Here is an 18,880-nt window from a genome sequence, read left to right as displayed (position 1 = left end):
GACGGCGTCCGGGCAAGATCGCAGAGACAGGAGGAGCCATCCTGCCCTAGCCGCCGAGGCGCTTCTTCAACCCATCCACGATGCGGCCGGCAAGGGCTTCGTAGTCGCCGTCGAAATGATGCCCGCCCTCGATGGAGATGGATTCCACGCCCGAGGCCTTCAGTGTCGGGCACGGGTCGTCGTCCTCTTCGCTGCCGTAGATGCATTGCACCATCTTGGGGTCGATCCTGGCAATGTCCTTGACCGGGTCGCCGCCCGCCCCTTCCCCGGCCACGCCGAGCCAGCCCGTCACCGATATCTCGTAGTCGACCTGATGCGAGAGCGCCATCAGCGTCACCTGCGGCACCCGCTTGCGGTCTTCGGCCGGAAGCAGGTTATAGGTTGCAGGCAGCACATCGGCGCCGAAGGAGTAGCCGACGAGCAGCACATGCTTGACGTTCCATTCCTTGCTGAAGGCGTCGATGATGCGGGATAGGTCGTCCGCCGTTTCCTGCGGCTTTCGCTCGGACCAGAAGTAGCGCAGCGAATCCACGCCGACGACGGGAATGCCGCGCTCTTGCAGCGCGCCGGCCACCTGCTTGTCGATGTCGCGCCACCCGCCGTCGCCGGAATAGACCACCGCCATCGTGTCATAGGCCGGCGTCGCCTTGAGGATGCTGAGCGGCAGGCCAAGGGGCGTTTCTGTGTCGGCGGCGGCATCCACCCGGTCGGCCAGCGCCTGCGAGAGCGCATCGGCGGCGCTTGCCGTCTCGTCGCGCACCTCGATATCGGGATGCGATGTCTGCAGCATCGTCACATGGTCGCGGCCGGCCTGCGGGGCGGCGGTGGTGAAAAGCACCGTCACCGGTGCGGGCAGCGGCCCGTCCGTCAGGCCATAGAGTGTGCGGTCGCCCGCCTTCGTCTTGCTGGCAGGGGTGCAGAGCACCTTGTCCAGCGCGATACCGGCTTCCGGATCGACGGCAATAGCCTGGTCGAGCGTGGCGGCGGGGCTCTGGGCGATCATGGCGAGGGCCAGGGCACCCCCCTCCCCGATGCCCGCGACGATGGGCGGATTGTACTGTGTCGCCCCGCCGGCGCGCTGGGTCTGGTGGGCCAGCGATTCCACGTCGGAGATCATGTAGACGCAGTCGCCGGTATCCGCGGCGAGCGTTTTTAGGTAGGTCGGCAGGTCGATGCCGACGACGGCGGCGCCCTTCGCGGCCAGGTCCGCAGCCTGCTTGTCCTCCTGCTCGCCCCAGCCGTCCTTGCCGGAGATCAGGAACACACTCGCCTCAGGCGCACCGTCTGGCATGGTGATATGATCGGCGGGGATCATGCCTGTGTCGAAGCTCTGCGCCATGGCTGCGCATGGCAGGAGGCTGGCGAGCAGCGCGGCGGCCGTAAGACGGGACAGAACCTTCATTTCGAGATTACTCCTTTGACGCCGCCGCCGATCAGAAAGGTCACGTCCATCAGGGCCAGCGCCGCCCCTGTGCCATTGGAAACCGCAAGATAGCGCGGTTCCCAGCGGGGATGAAACTTCGATTTGAAGGCCCGCAAGCCCTTGAAATTGTAGAAGCGCTCGCCGTGTTCGAAAAGCGCGCCGCCGACTCGGTCCCATACGGGGGCCGCCTCGCGCCGCGCCATGCCCGACAACGGCGCCATGCCGAGGTTGAACTGGGCATATTTTTCGTTGCGCAGATAGTCGAGAATGCTGGCGAACAGGAAATCCATCGTGCCCTTGGGCGCATCCGGCGCAAAGCGCATGAGATCGACCGTCGCCTCGGCTTTCGTATCCGTCACCATGAGCGTCGCAAAGGCCACGATGCTCTCGGCGAGCCGAACGACCGCAACGGGCTGGGACAGCACGTAATCGTCATCGAAGGCCCCGAGCGAGAAGGTCTTTTCCTTGGCGTTGTGATGGTCGAGCCAGCCATCGGACACGGCACGAAGATCGCTGAGGATCGGCGCGACATCGCCCGGCTGGACGACGTTGAATGTCAGCCCGTCGCGCAGGCCCCGGTTATACGACTGGCGCAGATTGGCGAAACGGCTGCCCTTGAGCTCGAATTCCGCAAGGTCGATGGTGGCGAGCTCGCCGAGCTTGAAGGCCCGAAGGCCCACATCCGCGCAGGCGCCGAGCAAAGCGGGCGAAATCTGGTAGAAGGCGGCGCGCCCCCCGCCCGCCCTCGCCGCGCCGACGAATTGCCAGACGAGTTCGGGAAATTCTTCCTCCGCGCCGATCGGATCGGCCATCGCGATCCATGAACGGCCGTGGATGCCGTACATGATGTAGGAGCGGCCGGAGGGTGAAAACATCAGCCGCTTGTCACCCATGCGCACCAGATTGGCATCCGCCACATCCTGCTGCATCGTCACGGCCACGGCCTGCTTCAGCTCCTCCGGCGTCGGCCCCTGCGTTCGGTAATGTGCCGGTCGCAGCAGGCTGGAAAGCGCCAGTGTCGATGCCGCGATGGCGAGGCCAAGCAACGCGCGCAATCCGCGGGGCGCCTCTTCCGAGAACTCGAACTGCCACCAGAGGTCATGCGCATAATTCGTGTCGCGATAGACGAAGAACAGGATGAAGGTCGCCGTGACAAGGATGACGGCGATGGCCATCAGCCAGGATGGGCCGAGCGCCTGGCGCAGCAGCGAACTGTGCCGGTCGAAGGCGCGCGCATTGGCAAGCAGCGCGACGATGAACAGCGCCAGGAGGGCCGCCTCGAAAACCGCGATGGCCTTCAGGAAGGCGAAGGCGAAGGCAACAGCAGCGCCAGCGAGCGCGACCCACCAAGCACCGTCGAGCCGCTGGCCAAGTCCGCGTGCAGCCACGATCAGAAGCAGGCCGATAAGGCTCGAGAGGAAATGCGCACCCTCGACGATCGGTAGCGGCAGGTAACCGGACAGGAAGTCCAGATCGGTATCGGGTGTCGGTACCACGCTCGAGAAGATCAGCATGGCGCCAAGCAGTAGCGACAGCGTGGCGATCAACGCCGGGGCGAGCTTTCCGGCAAGCTGAGCGGCCTCGGCCACGCCCGGCCGCAGCGCGAGCTGGCGCATTTCGGTCAGGAGCAGCAGGAGCGTGGCAAGAAGCAGCGGCAGCACATAGTAGATCAGTCGGTAGAGCACGAGGCTGCCGAGCAGCTGGTCGATGCCGATGGCGTTCGACAGGCCCGCCATGATCACGGCTTCGAACACCCCGAGCCCGGCCGGGACATGGCTGAGCACGCCGAAACCGATGGCCACCGCATAGATCGCGAGGAAGGTCGGCCAGCCGACATGGGTTTCCGGCAGAAGCACATAGAGCACGGAGGCCGCTGCGGCGATATCGAGCGCGGACACAAGAAACTGGCGCGAGGCGGTGCCGCTGTCGGGCAGACGCAGCCGAATGCCCTTGATATTCAGCACCCGGCCGTTGCGGCCGATATAGAAGACTGCGGCCAGCCCGGCCACGACCGCGCCGGCGATGACTCGCAGCCAGACCGCATCCACGCCGATGATGCCGGCAACGCGGGGTGCAACGGCAAGCGTGGCAAGGGCGCTGACGCCAAGCAGCCCGAGGCCGAAGGAGAGCGTGACGAAGGCGATGATGCGGGCGATCTCGCCCGGCGTCAGCCCGAGCCTGGAATAGGCGCGAAAGCGGATGGCCCCGCCGCTGAGCGGGCCGAAACCCACGGTATTGCCGACCGCATACGCCATGAAGGCGGTAACGGCGACGGAGGGGCATGGCGCCTTGCGCCCGACGTGGTCCAGCGCGTTCACGTCGTAAAGGATGAGCGCGAAGAAGCTGAGGCCGGTGAACAATGCGGCAAGCGCCATCGCGCTCCACGAGGTGGCCGAAAGCGCGGCGAGCACCTCGTCATAGCGCACCTCCGCCGTCAGCCGATACAACGCGAATGCCACGAGCGCGAAAACGCATAGACTGGCCGCACCGAGGATATAAAGTCTGTATGTGAGAAACAGCACAACGAGCCGAGACGACGTGTCCTCGGCAACCACACCTGTTTTGTCCGACATGCTCAAGCCCGCGCTGATGTTACGGCGCCGCATCCTAGCCCCGTCTGTGGCAAATATCGGGCTGATTTTTCGCAATCGTGCGACAGTGTGGGAGCAACGCGGCCCGTGCATAGCTGCATTGCACAATAAATGTTTTCCATCTGGTCAAAAAAGGGGCATAGTGCTCGCAGTTGATGCACACGGCGGCTTTTTCCTCCCAGTGCCGCCGCATCAGCTGTTCCCCTCTGGAGGTTTTTTGAACCTTCACACTTCATGGGCCGCGCAACTCGCCGGCCCATTTTTTTTGCCTGAAGCCCCCTGCCCTAACCCTTTATCTCCTGCACCAAAGCCAGCGTGTCCAGGCGGGCGATGAGGCGATCTCCGCGTTCTTTGCCGAGCAGGTGTGGGGCTTCTTGCGGCCATCGTTCAAGCGCCGTCCGCACGGTTGCCCTCACCTCCCGTTCGATCCAGTCGGCATCAAGACCGAGGAATTCGGCCACGCGACGGAAGCGGCGAAGATTGACTTTCTCGAAGCTGTGCGTCCCGACGAAGCGCAGCGCCAATCCATCGGCGGGCGAAAATAGCACGGTCGGTACGATGTCATAGGCCGGCGACAACCGGACGATGCCTTCCGAGGGAAACAGGAAGGACCAGTTCTTCAGGTGGTTGTCGCCATTGCCGATCAGCACGTCGGCGACGATGCGGCGCAAACCTTCCATCACGTCGGCGCGCCAGTCCGTGGAGAAGCGGCGGATCATGTTGAGGATCGTCTCGTAGGTCGCCATCGTGTATTTGCGCTCGCCGACGGCGCCCACGATCTGTGCCGCATCCTCGATATGCAGCCGCCTGCCCTCCCCCGGCCGGTCGAACCGGTCGACCGCAAGCGCCTGCGCGCCACCCTCCAGCAAAGCCGATGGAATACCGTCGATCGCACTGACCGGCACGAGACGGCAGTCAGCGGTGTGAACACCAATCATGCGGCAGAGCGACATGGCGGCGAATTCCGCTTCCGGCAACGCGCGATACTGCGCCGTAGGTACCTTGAGGATTGCCCTCCCCTCCCCTGCCCGCGCGGGCACGGTGAGGCGGCCGTGATTTTCGGTAGCCGAGAACTTGAGCTGCACGCCGGCGAGCGAGAATTTGACCAGCCCTTCCGGCCGCGGCAGATCCAGCCCGCCGAGACGTTCGAGATGAAGCGGCCCGGCGGTGAAAGGTGGCGTCGTCTCTGGCGTGACGATGAGCGCGCCCGGCAGGTCGCCGCCCAGCCGTGTCAGGAGATCGAACTGGTCGTGCCGGCCCGGCCCCATTTCGGCCATGACGAGCTCGCGGAGCGCGCCTTCCGGCAGCAGGCCCGCAAACCATGGCGGCAGATGCCCGTTGAGGCCGATCTTGTCGCCACGACCGGTAAGGCGTTGTCGGGTGGCCTCCTCATCACCAGGAACCACCCATCCAAGACTGACGACCGGCCGCGCGGGATCACGCAGGAACGCCTCATCTATTGTAAAGGCGGTTGCTCCTCCCCCGTCGCGCGACAGCGTGCCGACGCGCAACCGGTGGCCCTGCGGAGCGGTGATGTGAATCGCGAGAATCGCCGCGCCGGCCATTACTCGTCCTCGCCCGAGAGATCGACGAACACATCGTCGAAAGCGGTGGAGGTCGGGCTGGATGACAGAACCCTCCCCTCCCCTTGCCGCAACGCGCTCTGCACGGCAGAAAATTTTTCGACCGGCACCAGCATGGGCACGAGGTCGAGTGCGTCGCAGATGTCGAGCAGCAACGCCAGCCGATCACGGCCGATACGCCCTTGAAGCAGATCGCGCTCCAGTTCTGAAATGCGGGCGCGATCACGCCCGAGCCGTGCGGCAAGGTCCGGCTGGGTCATGCTGCGGCCGGTCCGGGCCTGCCGGATCTGCGCGCCGAGATTTTCGGCAATCGGCGTTTTCATGCGGGCCTCGATGTCAGAAAGTCCGCTGTTTATCATGAAACGCTGAACGAGAGAAGCGGAATTCCGCACGAAAATCGTAGTTCGAGCGGAATTCCGCTTCAAATTGTCTAGGGTGTTTCGTGAGAAGGCTTTGTGTTGCCGCTAGCGCAGGTGAAACTGGCATGGACAGCGTCCACCGGCTGGGCGTCGAGAGTGCGCGATCAACCTCGAAGCAGCGATGTCCCTGTAATGAAAGAGTATGGAGTCTATGTCCAGTCCTTTTGCGGCAAAGTTCATGGAAGCCAGTGCATGGATCAAGCGGGTCGCCACTGGGAGTGCCGTCGTCTACATCGTCGAACTGCAGATCGTTGACGCGTTGACAGCTGTCAACGATCAACTCATCACTCAGCGACCGGCACATAGCCGCGCTTCATTTTCCGCGCGGCGAGCGCTGCCGCGTCGCGCACGGCTTCCGCCAGCCCTGTCTTCTCGTCTGAACGGCGGCGGGCGTAGACACCGACCCGTCCCCATTCGCGGATGAGCAAGGTCTGTCCCAGCAGGTCGCGTGTCACGGTCAAGCGATAGAAGCGGTTCATGTTGCGCGAGGGATCGCAGCGGATGAAATGTCTTGACGTGCCTTGCTCCATGCGCCGAATTTGAAGGTGTCGGGGAATCGCGTCCAACGACTTTATTGAATCGATTCTGACTGATCGATTCATGCCGCTGATGGATAAGGTCGTTGACAGCTGTCAACGTGATGATGGCAACGCCCTCGTTCCTGACGCCGAAATGCCCGCAAACGATTCATTTTCCAGCGTTTCTTTGCCTGTGCATTGCCATTTCCCATAATCAGAAAGGGCTTGACGCGACTCGCAGCATGGCCCAGCGTGCCTAACGGAATAAGGCGAAGGATGGTTAGTTCGCCGTAACTGCTAAATGCATCTGTAGATTTTCAAGACGTCGCATATCCACGGTGTCGAGAATCGGGAGATAATAGCATGACGGTCCGCAGTGCATGAGGCGCTGGCGAGACCGGGAAACGATCGGAGACATTGATGGCCCTGCCGTCGGACACAGCCATGGGAGAACAGACGCCGCCGCTTCGCCCGGCGGACGAAACCATTGCGGAAGATGCGCAGGCGCTCTCCGTGCAGCTCCAGGCAATGCGCGACCGGCTGTTTTCGCCGACATCGCGGAAGTCGTTGCGCAGCTTCACGTCGGGGGAAGCCGCGCGGTTGATCGGCGTATCCGACGGTTATCTCCGGCAGATCTCGTTGGCGGGCGAGGGACCGGAATTGGCCACCGGCCCCGGCGGCCGTCGCATGTATTCGCTCGCCGATATCGATGCGCTGCGTCATCACCTCGCCGAGCAGGCGCGCGCCAAGGGCAATGCCGCAAAGGCCCGCTCCTATCTGAAATGGCGTGACGAGGCGCGGGGCGAGCACCTGCAGGTCATCTCCGTCACCAATTTCAAGGGCGGCTCGGGCAAGACGACCTCGGCGGTCCACCTCGCCCAGCACCTGGCCATGACCGGCCATCGCGTTCTGGCGATCGATCTCGACCCGCAGGCCTCGCTTTCGGCGCTCTTCGGTTACCAGCCGGAACTCGACCTTGTCGGCAATGACACGATCTACGGCGCGATCCGTTACGATGACGAGGCGCGGCCGCTATCAGATATCGTTCGCAAGACCTACTTCCACAATCTGGATCTGGTGCCCGGCAATCTCGAACTCCAGGAGTTCGAGCACTCGACGCCGCGCGCGCTTGCCGAGCGACGCCCCGGCGACGCCCATGGCCTGTTCTTCACCCGCGTCCAGGCAGCCCTTGCCACGGTTGCGGATGACTATGACGTTGTTGTCATCGATTGCCCGCCGCAGCTCGGCTATCTTACGCTGTCAGCACTCTGCGCCTCGACGTCGGTCATCGTGACGGTGCATCCGCAGATGCTGGATGTCGCCTCCATGAGCCAGTTCCTCTTCATGACGGCGGATCTGCTTGGCGTGGTGCGCGAGGCGGGCGGGCAGCTCAATTTCGATTTCCTGCGCTATCTCGTAACGCGCTATGAACCGCATGACGGGCCGCAGGCACAGATCGTCGGGTTTCTCCGTTCGCTCTTCGGCAGCCGTGTTCTGACGGCACCGATGCTGAAATCCACCGCCGTCTCGGATGCCGGCCTGACGAAGCAGACGCTTTACGAAGTCGGGCGCGAGAACTTCTCCCGCGGCACTTATGATCGCGCGATGGACGCACTGGATGCCGTCAACAACGAGATCGAACAGCTGATTCATACTGCATGGGGGCGCACATGATGGCGGGCCGCGATCGCAAGAATTCCATCAAGGCGCTGTTCGGCGGCGATATCGTGCCAACCGGGGAGGCGGCGCCCGAAACGAAGTCCGTGCCGACGGCAAACGAACCGATCGCTGCCCCGGTGCGGGCGTCCTCCGGCGCCGTCAAGGCGATGGGCCTGACGCTGACCTCGATTACTCGCGAGGCGGAGGAGGCGCGGGCGCTGCGCCAGGCGTTGCAGGACGGCGAGCGCATCGTTTCGCTCGATACAGACAAGATCGACGTCTCCTTCATCAACGACCGCCTCAGCGATGAGGAACGCGACGATCCGGATTTCCTCGCACTCGTCGAAAGCATTCGCGAAAGCGGGCAGCAGGTACCGATCCTGGTGCGCCCCTCCCCTACTGGAAATGCCGGGGCAGGGGAGGGGGACCGTTATCAGGTCGCCTATGGCCACCGCCGCCTGCGCGCAGCCCGTCGCCTTGGCCAGCCCGTAAAGGCGATCGTCAAGACGCTGAGCGATGACGAACTCGTTCTGGCACAGGGCAAGGAAAATGCCGAACGACGCAATCTGAGCTTCATCGAGCGCGCGCTGTTTGCGCATACGCTCGTCGGGCGGGGTTTCGAGCGCAAGCTCGTCTGCGATGCGCTGGCCGTACAGAAGAGCGAGCTGTCGCGTCTGCTGCAGGTCGCAGAAGCCGTGCCCTTCCGCTTCGTGCGCGAAATCGGGCCGGCGCCAAAGGCCGGCCGCGAACGCTGGATGGCGCTCGGCGCGCTCTTCGAGAACGGCGATGGCGCGGAGATCGAGAAATCTGAGGACGAGGTCCATTCCGAACGCTTCCGCCTGGCAACGAGCGACGAGCGTTTTCAGATGCTATTCGACCGGCTGATGCGCCGTGCTCCCAAGGCAGCGGCCGCGGTCGAGGCGATCACCCGCCCGGACGGTGGCGTACTCGCCCGGGTCGAACGCAAGGGCAAGGCCGTACGCATTGCCTTTGCACCGGAAGTGGATCCCGCCTTCATTGAGGCTGTAACAGCCCGGATGAAGGACGATTACGCAGACTTTCTTGCCGCGCGCAAAGACGCGAAGGCGGGGAAGACCTGACCGACAATTCTGTGATTCGGCCGCGTGAGCGGCTGGAGAACGCCTGAGAAACCAGCGAAAGGAAGCGCGGAGACAAGAAAAAAGGCCCCCAAAACGTCACCATTTCGGAAGCCCTCTTCTATGTAGCAATTCGAGAGAATCACTTCCTACAGTCAAAGTCAAGAGTCGTGCGACGCTAGCGTCGTGCGAAGGTGAAACTTCGTCTGCCAAATGACCTGTCGCAGGAGCGGAAACCCCGCTCGATCACGCGGCAGGGCGGATGGATGGCGTCGACGGGACCTCCTTGCCTCGGAAAGGGGACCCGAATGATGGAGCATATTGCAACGACGCCTTTCGGCGGCGGACGAATGAGTGCGCGCCAATTCCAGAGACAGCGCGAAATGGCGGGGCGGCAGGAAAAGCTGCGAGCCGGGGAGGGCGGTAACGATACCGGCCGAGCCGACAAGTGGCAGCTGATGCGCGCCCTGACCGAGGCCCGCGCGGCCTATGGCATCGGCGATCGCACGATCAGCGTGCTGGAAGCGCTCGTTTCCTTCACCACGACGCGGGAGCTCGACGGGTCGGCACCGATCATCGTTTTCCCATCCAATCGCGAGTTGTCGGTGCGCACGCGCGGCATGGCGCCGGCGACGATCCGCCGTCACCTGGCAGCGCTGGTCGAGGCCGGCATGATCTTCCGCCGCGACAGCGCCAATGGCAAGCGCTTCTGCCGGCGTGACGACAACGGCGTGATGGAAGACGCCTTCGGCTTCGATCTCGCGCCGCTCGCGCTGCGGGCCACCGAAATCCTTGAGGCAGCGGAAGCCGCACGCGCCGAGGACAGGGCCATACGGGCGCTGCGGGGCGAGGTGACGCTGCACCAACGTGACATCGCCAAGATCATCGCCTGCGCTCTGGAAGAGGGCAGGGCGGGAGACTGGCTCGATTTCACGGCCCGTCTGGCCACGGCCACCGCCGGCCTTGGCCGCCGCACGGCTCCCGACCTCCTGGCGCGGCGGCGCGATGAATTGATAACGCTGCGTGCTGAGGTGGAAAACACATATCTTTCAAGTCTTTCCGAACAAGAAATGAGCGGCAATGATCTTCAAGATGAGCACCATATACAGAATTCAAATACAGACTCATCTTTTGAAATAAGCGGCTGCGAAGCTAAAACGGGCGAAGCCGCAATCTCCAAAGGCAAGGCGCCAGAGCAAAAGATGGCGGTCAGCCTCGACAGATTGATGCGTATCTGCCCGCAAATCGCCGACTACACGAAGGACGGCATCCGGTCATGGGGCGATTTCCTGGCTGCGGCGGATCTCGCGCGGTCGATGCTCGGCATTTCACCCGATGCATGGCGCAAGGCGAAGGCAGCGATGGGTGAACAAGCGGCGGCCGTGGTGATTGCGGTGCTGCTGGAACGGGGCGAGGCCGTCCGCTCGCCCGGTGGCTATCTGCGAAACCTAACCGAGAAGGCTGGGCGTGCGGCCTTCAGCGTCTATCCGATGCTTCAGGCGCTCGAACGGTCGCAGGCGTGACGGGCAAGGGCGTGAAAAATTCAGGTTTGCCGGGCGGATGGCCGCATTTGCCCCCCGCCCGATGCGTTTTCACCGCCAGCCAAGCGCCGGTGCGACGTGTTTCAGAATGGATTCGATGACATGTGCGTTGTAATCGACCCCAAGCTGGTTCGGAACGGTCAAAAGCAGCGTGTCGGCCTCCCGGATGCCCTCGTCGGCGGCCAGCTGGTCGATCAGCCTGTCCGGCTCATCGGCATAGGAGCGGCCGAAGATCGCGCGTGTCTTGTCGTCGATGAAACCGACGGAATCCTCTTCCTTGCCGCCGCGGCCGAAATAGACGCGGTCGCGGTCGTCGACCAGGGCGAAGATGCTGCGGCTGACCGAAACGCGCGGCGTGCGCGTATGGCCAGCTTCTTTCCAGGCTTCGCGATAGGCGCGGATCTGTGCGGCCTGCTGAACATGAAACGGTTCGCCGGTTTCGTCGTCCTTCAGCGTGGAGCTTTGCAGGTTCATGCCATGCTTGGCAGCCCAGACGGCTGTGGCGTTGGAGCCGGCGCCCCACCAGATGCGTTCGCGCAGGCCTTCCGAATGCGGTTCAAGCCGCAGCAGGCCCGGCGGGTTGGCAAACATCGGGCGCGGGTTCGGCTGGGCAAAGCCTTCTCCTTTCAGGACCTCGAGGAACACCTCGGCGTGCTGCCGGCCCATATCGGCATCGCTCGTACCTTCCGCCGGCGCATAACCAAAATGGCGCCAGCCATCGATGACCTGTTCGGGCGAGCCGCGACTGATGCCGAGCTGAAGGCGGCCTTGCGAGATGAGGTCGGCCGAACCGGCATCCTCGGCCATGTAGAGCGGGTTTTCATAGCGCATGTCGATGACGGCCGTGCCGATCTCGATGCTTTTGGTCCGTGCACCGACGGCTGCCAGCAGCGGAAAGGGGGAAGCGAGCTGCCGCGCGAAGTGGTGTACCCTGTAATACGCACCGTCGGCGCCCAGTTCTTCCGCCGCGACCGCCAGATCGATCGATTGCAGCAACGTATTGCCGGCCGAACGGGTCTGTGATTGGGGGGAAGTGGTCCAGTGTCCGAAGGAGAGAAAACCGATTTTCTTCATGTGAGTCCGCCTCGACGCCATGCGTCCGTTTCTGGGAAGTTGATCCGCAAGATGGGTGATCGCCGCCCGCTTGAAAAGGCCGCTGGCGAGAACGGTGCGTTCACCGGTTGAGACGGAATGAACTGGGTTTGGTGCCGCTTGCCTATTTGTGGCGGGGCAGGGACGTCAGTTCGAAATCCAGGCGATTGTAGGTGGCCTGGATCATATCGATATCGCTAAGATGGCTGGCGACTGCGATTTCCACCATAACATCGGCGACGGAAGCATCAACTCTAGGCTTCTGCGGCCTTTGGGCTCCGGCAAGAACCACGGCCTGCGCCGGATCGCCGCCCAGCGCGAAATAGAGGTTGAGAGCGCTTTCGAGATAAGGAAGAGCCCGTCCGGCGGGTGATTGAGAGGAGATGTCGCCTTCATTCTGCATGGTAAGGGCGACAGCCTTGTTCTGAATCTCGCTCATCTCGTTTCTCTCTTCGCGCGCCCGCCGAAAGCCGCCGCTTTAACCGCAGTCTGTGCTCATTTATCCCGCGCAAGCTAGCGCCAGCCTGATGTGCAGGACGGAGGATGGGTAAAAATTCAATGCATTTTTGACCTTGCACGCGACTTCCAGGCGGGTTAATCGATCTAAGTAACGTTATTACATATCGGTTTGGTGTTGACTGCCGAACGGGACAATTGAAAGGAAGAGGCAATGACCAAGGTGATGAGAAGGCTCGGCCACGTATTGGCGATATCTGCAGCGCTGGGCCTTGCGGGACTGGCCAGCGCGCATGCCGCGTCGGAGCACAAACATAGCCATAGCCATGCCGACGAGGCACAGAAAAAGGTCCATGACGGCTACTTCGAGGACGATCAGGTGCAGGCGCGTCCGCTTTCGGACTGGGAAGGCGACTGGCAGTCGGTCTATCCCTATCTCGTCGACGGAACGCTCGACCCGGTCATGGCCGACAAGGCCAAGCATGGCGACAAGAGTGCCGCGGATTACCGGGCCTATTACGAGGTTGGCTACAAGACCGATGTCGACCGCATCCTGATCGCCGGACCGAAGGTCACCTTCTTCCGTGGCGAGACGCCGGTTAGCGGCGACTATGAAACCGATGGCCACGAAATCCTGACCTACGAGAAAGGCAATCGCGGCGTTCGCTTCATTTTCAAGAAGGTAGGGGGTGACGAGGCAGCACCATCCTTCATTCAGTTCAGCGACCACATCATCGCCCCCCAGAAGGCAGGCCACTACCATCTCTACTGGGGCAATGATCGCGTTGCGGTGCTGAAGGAACTGACGAATTGGCCGACCTATTATCCGGCCAATCTGGACGGCAAGCAGATCCTTGAGGAAATGCTCGCCCATTGAGCCGATCGCGGCCTGCCGTCGGGCAGGCCCCGCTAGGTGTTCTGCGCAGGGTGGTCGGTGCGGGTGGAAGGATCCGAACGACTATATGCGCCCTCAGGCAGTCCTTTTCATTCGTTTGTCTTCGAGATGCCGCGCCGTGTGACGCGGCATCATCTTCCGGCTTCTATGCAGCCCGCATCGTCCGGACGATGCTTTCTGGGCCTTTTGCACCGCTCAGGTTGAACTGCGCCAGGAGTTGATTGAGCGCAGCGGCTTCCCGGGCGAGACCATGGCTTGCCGCCGTCGACTGCTCGACCATTGCCGCATTCTGCTGCGTGCCCTGGTCCATGACGTTGACGGCGGTGTTGATCTCCTGAAGGCCGGTCGCCTGCTCCCGAGACGATTCCACGATGGCGTGGACGTGCAGGCTGATTTCCCGAACTTCAGCGACGATCGTTTCGAGCGAGGCACCGGTCTGCTTTACCAGATCGACGCCTGTTTGAACTTGAGAGCCGGAGGCGGCGATCAAGGCCTTGATTTCTTTGGCGGCGTTTGCCGAGCGTTGGGCAAGCTCTCTAACCTCCTGAGCGACCACCGCAAAGCCTTTTCCCGCTTCGCCGGCGCGGGCCGCTTCTACACCCGCATTCAACGCCAAGAGATTAGTCTGGAACGCGATCTCATCGATAACGGAGATTATGTTACCCATCTCGCCCGAAGATTTCTCAATCGCCATCATCGCTTCGACGGCATTCTGCATCAACGCACCAGACTGTTCGGCACCTGTTCGTGCCTTCGACACGAGCCGACCGGCATCGTCCGCACGCTTGGCTGAATCCTTCACCGTCGTTGTGATCTGTTCCAGCGCTGCTGCCGTTTCCTCGACGGAGGCTGCCTGTTGTTCGGTGCGCCTCGAAAGATCGTCGGCAGCCGCCCGAATCTCGTTCGCACCCGCGTCGATCCCTTCCGCATTTTGCCCAACCGAGCGAAGCACGGAATGAAGCCTCTCCACGGAACTGTTGAAGTTTGAACGCAGTTCGTCGAGCGTTCCGGTGAAGGGCGTCAGGATGCGGTGAGAGACGTTGCCATCCGCGAGAGCCTCCAGGCCATCTCGAAGGGAATCGACCGCAAACTTGGTGTTGGCGGCGTCGGCGGCCTTCTGTTTCTCCCGCTCCAGTCTCTCGTGTTCGGAAAGCGTTCTGTCAGCCTCGCTCTGTCTTTCGAGACGATCCTTTTCAATGGCATTCTCCCGGAAGACAGAGACCGCAGAAGCCATGCTTCCGAGCTCGTCGCGCCGGTCAGCACCCGGCACGGCCTCATCCACCTGACCAGCGGCCAGCGACATCATTCTAAGGCGAAGCCGCTCGATGGGCGATGAAATCTCGCGTTTCGTAACGATCACGGCAAGAAGCAACAGGGACGAGAAAACAACAGCCAGTGCCAGAAGAGTGTAGAGGATCGTATTGTTGGTTTTCTCAGAAAGAACCTCTGATTTCTTCTTCAGAGAGTCACTCGTATTGTTAATCCATGTCCGCATCGCTTTAATTGTCTGCGCCGCCTTCTCGTCGGCTTGCATGAGAAGTGCTTTGGCTTCCTCGTTCCGGTCGGACGACCCTGCAGAAACGGCCTTATCTGTGATTTCGATGACGGTGTTGGCTTGATCCTGCAGCGACGTCAGCACCTCACGGTCCGCCGGCATCAGTGTCCGCGCGTTATCAATCAGCTCGTTGAGCCTGGTCTTGCTGGCCGCGTAGTCACTCTCCGCTCTCTTCATGCCGTCAGTTCCGGCGTCGTAGAGAAACACCTGGTATGCGTCATAGACGATCGCAACGAGACGCTGGCTGGCAATCGCCATGTCTATCTCGGCGTTGCCGTCATTGCTGACGAAATCGGAATATTCGGTATCCGCAGATTTGAATTTGCCCGAGACATAGAGGGTTCCACCTATACCGATAAGACAGGCAGGGAGGACGAGGGACAGGACCTTTGTTCTGATCCGCAGGTTTTGCAAAAGCGACATAGTATTTTCCGTGGATAGGGTGGAACAGACGCGAAAGACAGGGTGAACATGATCGTTCGCGTTATGAACCGACTACAATCGGTCGCGCCTCTACCCCGGGATCTGCCGGACTAATACTTGATGAAAATGCTTAAGGTCTTGTTAAGCTTATTATGAGTTGAGTTCGCGGGCCAATTTGGCGAACAATTACAACTGCTGCTCTGTGTCATATATAAATATGCTCGAATTCCAGCGTTTATAGGTTGTTTTTGCCACTTTCAACTCGCGTCCCGACGGATCAAGAGGGACGAGGGGAAAGCTGCCGAAGCGCATGGCACATCCACCCGATGGCGTCCGCGCCAGTGGCGGACACGCGGCATCACAGCCCCGCCGCCTTTGTCAGATTGACGCGGAAACGGTCACGCCGGCGCTGATACTTGCGGGTCATCTCGGCAGAGGCGTGGCCGAGCTGTTTCTGCACATGGCGTTCATCGACCTCGGCGGAGGAGGCAAGGCCGGCACGCAGCGAATGGCCTGCAAACTTCCCGCCCCGCTCGGTTTCCGACAGGTCGCCCCGCACGCCGGCAGCCAGCGCCGTCTTCTTGACGAGGCGGGCCACCTCCTGGTCATTCAGCCGGTCCGGCCCGACATCCTTGCCGCGGCCTGTCACGCGGCGGAAGAGCGGTCCTTTCGAGAGCTTGGCGAAGCGGATCCACGCGCCGACGGCGGCGACGGGGCAGGTGGCTTCCGACGAGCCCCTGCCGATCTCCACCTCGCGCCAGCCGGTCTTGCCGCGCAGCGTCACGAGCATGCCCTTGTCGAAGATCTCGATCCAGCCGCGGCCGTCCTGCGTCTGGTCGCGGCCGAGATCGAGCCCGGTGATCTCAGAGCGCCGCAGACCGCCGGCAAAGCCGATAAGCAGCATGGCGCGGTCGCGCAGGCCGCGCAGCGTCCCGCGCTCCAGCGTCTCGAGCATGGCGATCAGGTCTTCGGGCAGCACCGCCTCCTTCTGGCGCGGCGGGGCGGCATGGGTGTTGCGGATGCCGGCCATGACGGTGGCGATCGCGCGATCCTTGCGATCGAGCGGCTGGCCGGCCTGGGCATAGCTCCAGGACAGCGCCGAAAGCCGCCGCTCGATGGTCGAGACCGTGTTGGGCCTGACGTTGCGCGCGCCAGCACCGCCGCTGCTGCCCGAGGCACAGGCGGTGATGTAGAGCCCGACGACCGCCGGGTCGGGCGGCATGAGGGCCAGCCCCTGGCGCCGGCACCATGCGGCAAAATGCTTCCAGTCGGCGGCATAGGCGCGCCGCGTATTGGCCGAACTCGCCGCCTCCACATAACCACGCGCCCGCTCCGTCAGATCCCGCAGATGCGCCGGCACAGCCCCCGATCCGCCATCCGGCGGCAAGGCAGCCAAATCCCCACCGCCAACAGCCGTGCTGCCAGACGGCGTTGAGCTCTCCTGAGGGTGATTTTCGCTGTTCTGCTCGACGATAGGGCGCATTTCTCTATTAAAGAACACGATGAATGATAAGATAGTTATAGCTCTCGCTATGGGTTCAGCCTACATTGATCGGCGCCCGTTGGGTTTATCGACGTTTTAGCTATCATGCGGCGCCTGTGCCGGTGCGGCCTGCTATACAGCTGGATTGGGTGGGGGGCTCACCGGTCAGGGCGTTGAGGCCGAAAGCTCATGTCCGCGTCCTCAGGGAATACTCGGTTTGATCCAAGCGAGGATTTCTGGTGAACGCGTTGCACAACCCCGCAGATGTGCTTTCTGGAGATCATCGCGTTCATGCCGTACTGCCAACGGTTTTGCCTGCGCTGCACTTCCATCGGCTATGGTTCGCAGATAAGCGCCCGTCACGCCGTCACCAGCCTTATGAAAAGGGTCATCGGGATGATGGTGATTAGGGTATCCGAAAGATCCTAGGCGATGCCGCACTTGTCCAATGCTGGGTTAGCCCACGGCGTAACCCCGTGCGATAAGGACATGGTCCGTCTTATCAATCTACACGCTATTCTTTTAGGTTCGGTATTGGGCGAGGCGCTTGATCTGCTGGCTAGGGATAGGCCAGCAGATCCATTACGTCGAATTCCAGTCTTTTACGGAATCGCGAGATCAAAAGCACTAGTGAGGCAGCAGGGCCACCCAACCTTGCCTGAAATAGAGTGTGGCAGGCCTTGGTTGGCGGCCACGATCGCATGGCTTACGCGTGTAGCAGCACCTTGCCAGTGCGGCCGGGAACCTGAGCGGCGTCCATGGCCTTAGCTGCATCCGCCAGATCAAAGATACCGCCGACCGGTAGCGGCAGCTTGCCCTCGACAGCCAGGGTGATGAGCTCGCCGATCAACTGGCCTTTTTTTTCGCCGGACATAGCAGCACTGACCTTCGCACCCCAGAAGCCCTTGATGGTGATCTCCTTGAAGATCACAGCGCCGGAATTGAGTGGCATCGGTGCGCCGGTTGCCGTGCCGAAGATCACCAATTCACCGTTAGTGCCCAGCACGTCGATGAGCGCAGCACCAATTTCGCCGCCCACCGAGTCTACGGCCGAGACCGCGCCTTTGGGGCCGGTTACTGACTTGACCTCGTCAATCCAGTCGGCGTTCGAGGTGGCGATAACATTGGTCATGCCCTGGTCGGTGAGTTCCGCTACGGCCTCTGCGCGGCGGACAAGATTGATCAACCCGATGCCGCGTTCTGACGCCAACGCGGCTATGACCTTGCCTACTGCGCCATTGGCTGCGGTCTGCACGATCCAGTCACCGGCCTTTGCCTTAAGCATGTCCAGCAGCGAAATGGCGCTGAAGGGCATTGCGATCAGTTGGGCGGCCGTGTCATCGGCAATGGCGTCGGGAACGGGTACAATCGTGTTGGCTTGGGCGTTAAAATACTCAGCCCAGCTTCCCTGAACGCCGCCAACGGCAATTCGCTTGCCGATTAGCACCGCGTCCACGCCTTCGCCGACGGCATCGACCGTGCCCACAGCCTCCGTGCCGCCGATGGCCGGAAGTGTCGGCTTGTAGCCATAGGTGCCGCGCGTGGTCCATAGATCGTGGTTGTGGATAGGAGACAGGATCATGCGGACGCGTACTTCCCCCTTGCCGGGCATGGGTTGGGGCACGTCACCGAGTTTGGTGACCGCAGAGGGATTGCCGAACGTTTCGTAGATTGCTGCGCGCATGGCGAGCTCCTTTTGGTGTCGCGAGATTTCGAGGAGGTGAGTAGGGGAGGGCCATACGAAAGCCCAAGCGATGTGGAAATCGTCTTCGCGTGCTCATCCTCCACTTCGCGTCTATCAGAGTTTCAGATTTGGGCGATAATTTGCTCGTATTCTCTGAGCGCTACGAATGCGCACAGTTCTGAGACTCACATATCCGACGTTAATGGGCATCTGCGGAATACTCGCCGCATTCGCGGACATTATCGAGAACCCAGTACTGCGGATAATGGTTTGCCTCGGCGCGCGGCGGACGCTTACTCAGTCGCAGCTGGCAAAGTTTTCCAATGAATGGCCTAATTGCTGGGCCTTTATAATCCTGCCGCCTTCGTCAAGTTAACCCGGAAGCGGTCACGCCGGCGCTGATACTTGCGGGTCATCTCGGCAGAGGCGTGGCCGAGCTGTTTCTGCACATGGCGTTCATC

The 18,880-nt window shown here is 61.9% G+C and carries 14 protein-coding genes and 1 pseudogene; 4 read left to right on the top strand and 11 right to left on the bottom strand.

The genetic code is table 11. The features are described 5' to 3' along the window. Positions 1 to 46 precede the first annotated feature (46 nt). The 5 genes from MKI86_RS18445 to MKI86_RS18425 all read right to left on the bottom strand — a co-directional run bounded on the left by MKI86_RS18445 (position 47) and on the right by MKI86_RS18425 (position 6,546). The gene (locus tag MKI86_RS18445) at positions 47 to 1,402 is read right to left on the bottom strand and encodes a virulence factor family protein (RefSeq protein WP_241603886.1); all 1,356 of its coding nucleotides are present in this window, start codon (positions 1,400 to 1,402) and stop codon (positions 47 to 49) included. Continuing rightward, positions 1,399 to 3,996 carry a bifunctional lysylphosphatidylglycerol flippase/synthetase MprF gene (gene mprF / locus MKI86_RS18440; RefSeq protein WP_241603883.1) on the bottom strand — a complete coding sequence of 866 codons (2,598 nt, stop codon included), beginning with the start codon at positions 3,994 to 3,996 and terminating at the stop codon, positions 1,399 to 1,401. Before mprF ends, MKI86_RS18445 begins: the two co-directional genes overlap by 4 nt. A 302-nt stretch (positions 3,997 to 4,298) precedes the next feature. Next, on the bottom strand, positions 4,299 to 5,579 hold the full coding sequence (locus tag MKI86_RS18435; RefSeq protein WP_241603881.1) for a type II toxin-antitoxin system HipA family toxin: 1,281 nt from the start codon (positions 5,577 to 5,579) through the stop codon (positions 4,299 to 4,301). Then, entirely contained in the window at positions 5,579 to 5,920 is a 342-nt protein-coding gene (locus tag MKI86_RS18430; protein WP_241603879.1) for a helix-turn-helix domain-containing protein, read from the bottom strand. Before MKI86_RS18430 ends, MKI86_RS18435 begins: the two co-directional genes overlap by 1 nt. A 380-nt stretch (positions 5,921 to 6,300) precedes the next feature. Then, positions 6,301 to 6,546: a WGR domain-containing protein gene (locus MKI86_RS18425; RefSeq protein WP_241603877.1), complete on the bottom strand. Its 246-nt coding sequence runs from the start codon at positions 6,544 to 6,546 to the stop codon at positions 6,301 to 6,303. Between the two features lie 408 nt (positions 6,547 to 6,954). On the opposite strand from MKI86_RS18425, the gene repA reads away from it, so the two are divergent. The 3 genes from repA to repC all read left to right on the top strand — a co-directional run bounded on the left by repA (position 6,955) and on the right by repC (position 10,813). Beyond that, positions 6,955 to 8,208 (top strand): plasmid partitioning protein RepA, encoded by a 1,254-nt coding sequence (gene repA / locus MKI86_RS18420; RefSeq protein WP_241603876.1) that lies wholly within the window; start codon positions 6,955 to 6,957, stop codon positions 8,206 to 8,208. Further along, on the top strand, positions 8,208 to 9,293 hold the full coding sequence (gene repB / locus MKI86_RS18415; protein ID WP_241604530.1) for a plasmid partitioning protein RepB: 1,086 nt from the start codon (positions 8,208 to 8,210) through the stop codon (positions 9,291 to 9,293). The genes repA and repB overlap by 1 nt, the downstream gene beginning before the upstream one ends. 305 nt (positions 9,294 to 9,598) lie before the next feature. Continuing rightward, positions 9,599 to 10,813: a plasmid replication protein RepC gene (gene repC, locus MKI86_RS18410; RefSeq protein WP_241603873.1), complete on the top strand. Its 1,215-nt coding sequence runs from the start codon at positions 9,599 to 9,601 to the stop codon at positions 10,811 to 10,813. Positions 10,814 to 10,882: 69 nt separating this feature from the next. Here repC and MKI86_RS18405 read toward each other — a convergent pair whose 3' ends face one another. Together MKI86_RS18405 and MKI86_RS18400 are read right to left on the bottom strand one after the other, a co-directional pair. Further along, complete coding sequence (locus MKI86_RS18405) at positions 10,883 to 11,905, bottom strand: LLM class flavin-dependent oxidoreductase (RefSeq protein WP_241603871.1); 1,023 nt, start codon at positions 11,903 to 11,905, stop codon at positions 10,883 to 10,885. A gap of 142 nt (positions 11,906 to 12,047) precedes the next feature. After that, positions 12,048 to 12,362, bottom strand: coding sequence for a hypothetical protein (locus MKI86_RS18400; protein ID WP_241603869.1), 315 nt, complete (start codon positions 12,360 to 12,362; stop codon positions 12,048 to 12,050). Between the two features lie 231 nt (positions 12,363 to 12,593). On the opposite strand from MKI86_RS18400, the gene MKI86_RS18395 reads away from it, so the two are divergent. After that, complete coding sequence (locus MKI86_RS18395) at positions 12,594 to 13,256, top strand: ZinT family metal-binding protein (protein ID WP_241603867.1); 663 nt, start codon at positions 12,594 to 12,596, stop codon at positions 13,254 to 13,256. A 163-nt stretch (positions 13,257 to 13,419) separates the two neighbouring features. Here MKI86_RS18395 and MKI86_RS18390 read toward each other — a convergent pair whose 3' ends face one another. The 4 genes and pseudogenes from MKI86_RS18390 to MKI86_RS18375 form a co-directional block, all read right to left on the bottom strand. After that, on the bottom strand, positions 13,420 to 15,252 hold the full coding sequence (locus tag MKI86_RS18390; protein WP_269470872.1) for a methyl-accepting chemotaxis protein: 1,833 nt from the start codon (positions 15,250 to 15,252) through the stop codon (positions 13,420 to 13,422). 358 nt (positions 15,253 to 15,610) lie between these two features. Then, positions 15,611 to 16,735, bottom strand: a complete 1,125-nt coding sequence (locus tag MKI86_RS18385) for a site-specific integrase (protein ID WP_241603865.1) — start codon at positions 16,733 to 16,735, stop codon at positions 15,611 to 15,613. 706 nt (positions 16,736 to 17,441) lie between these two features. Beyond that, the gene (locus MKI86_RS18380; RefSeq protein ID WP_241603863.1) at positions 17,442 to 18,419 is read right to left on the bottom strand and encodes a zinc-binding dehydrogenase; all 978 of its coding nucleotides are present in this window, start codon (positions 18,417 to 18,419) and stop codon (positions 17,442 to 17,444) included. A 347-nt stretch (positions 18,420 to 18,766) separates the two neighbouring features. Next, positions 18,767 to 18,880: pseudogene (locus tag MKI86_RS18375) on the bottom strand (integrase); the annotation flags it as partial.

The sequence above is a fragment of the Shinella sedimenti genome (assembly GCF_022601905.1).
GTDB lineage: Bacteria > Pseudomonadota > Alphaproteobacteria > Rhizobiales > Rhizobiaceae > Shinella > Shinella sedimenti.
The sequence above is the reverse complement of the archived record's forward strand: the minus strand, read 5'-3'. Positions and strand labels throughout refer to the sequence as shown.

Coding starts and splice junctions, on each gene's coding strand:
- MKI86_RS18445 (WP_241603886.1), bottom strand. CDS start 1,402: ATGAAGGTTCTGTCCCGTCTTACGGCCGCCGCGCTGCTCGCCAGCCTC.
- mprF (WP_241603883.1), bottom strand. CDS start 3,996: ATGTCGGACAAAACAGGTGTGGTTGCCGAGGACACGTCGTCTCGGCTC.
- MKI86_RS18435 (WP_241603881.1), bottom strand. CDS start 5,579: ATGGCCGGCGCGGCGATTCTCGCGATTCACATCACCGCTCCGCAGGGC.
- MKI86_RS18430 (WP_241603879.1), bottom strand. CDS start 5,920: ATGAAAACGCCGATTGCCGAAAATCTCGGCGCGCAGATCCGGCAGGCC.
- MKI86_RS18425 (WP_241603877.1), bottom strand. CDS start 6,546: ATGGAGCAAGGCACGTCAAGACATTTCATCCGCTGCGATCCCTCGCGC.
- repA (WP_241603876.1), top strand. CDS start 6,955: ATGGCCCTGCCGTCGGACACAGCCATGGGAGAACAGACGCCGCCGCTT.
- repB (WP_241604530.1), top strand. CDS start 8,208: ATGGCGGGCCGCGATCGCAAGAATTCCATCAAGGCGCTGTTCGGCGGC.
- repC (WP_241603873.1), top strand. CDS start 9,599: ATGATGGAGCATATTGCAACGACGCCTTTCGGCGGCGGACGAATGAGT.
- MKI86_RS18405 (WP_241603871.1), bottom strand. CDS start 11,905: ATGAAGAAAATCGGTTTTCTCTCCTTCGGACACTGGACCACTTCCCCC.
- MKI86_RS18400 (WP_241603869.1), bottom strand. CDS start 12,362: ATGAGCGAGATTCAGAACAAGGCTGTCGCCCTTACCATGCAGAATGAA.
- MKI86_RS18395 (WP_241603867.1), top strand. CDS start 12,594: ATGACCAAGGTGATGAGAAGGCTCGGCCACGTATTGGCGATATCTGCA.
- MKI86_RS18390 (WP_269470872.1), bottom strand. CDS start 15,252: ATGTCGCTTTTGCAAAACCTGCGGATCAGAACAAAGGTCCTGTCCCTC.
- MKI86_RS18385 (WP_241603865.1), bottom strand. CDS start 16,735: ATGCGCCCTATCGTCGAGCAGAACAGCGAAAATCACCCTCAGGAGAGC.
- MKI86_RS18380 (WP_241603863.1), bottom strand. CDS start 18,419: ATGCGCGCAGCAATCTACGAAACGTTCGGCAATCCCTCTGCGGTCACC.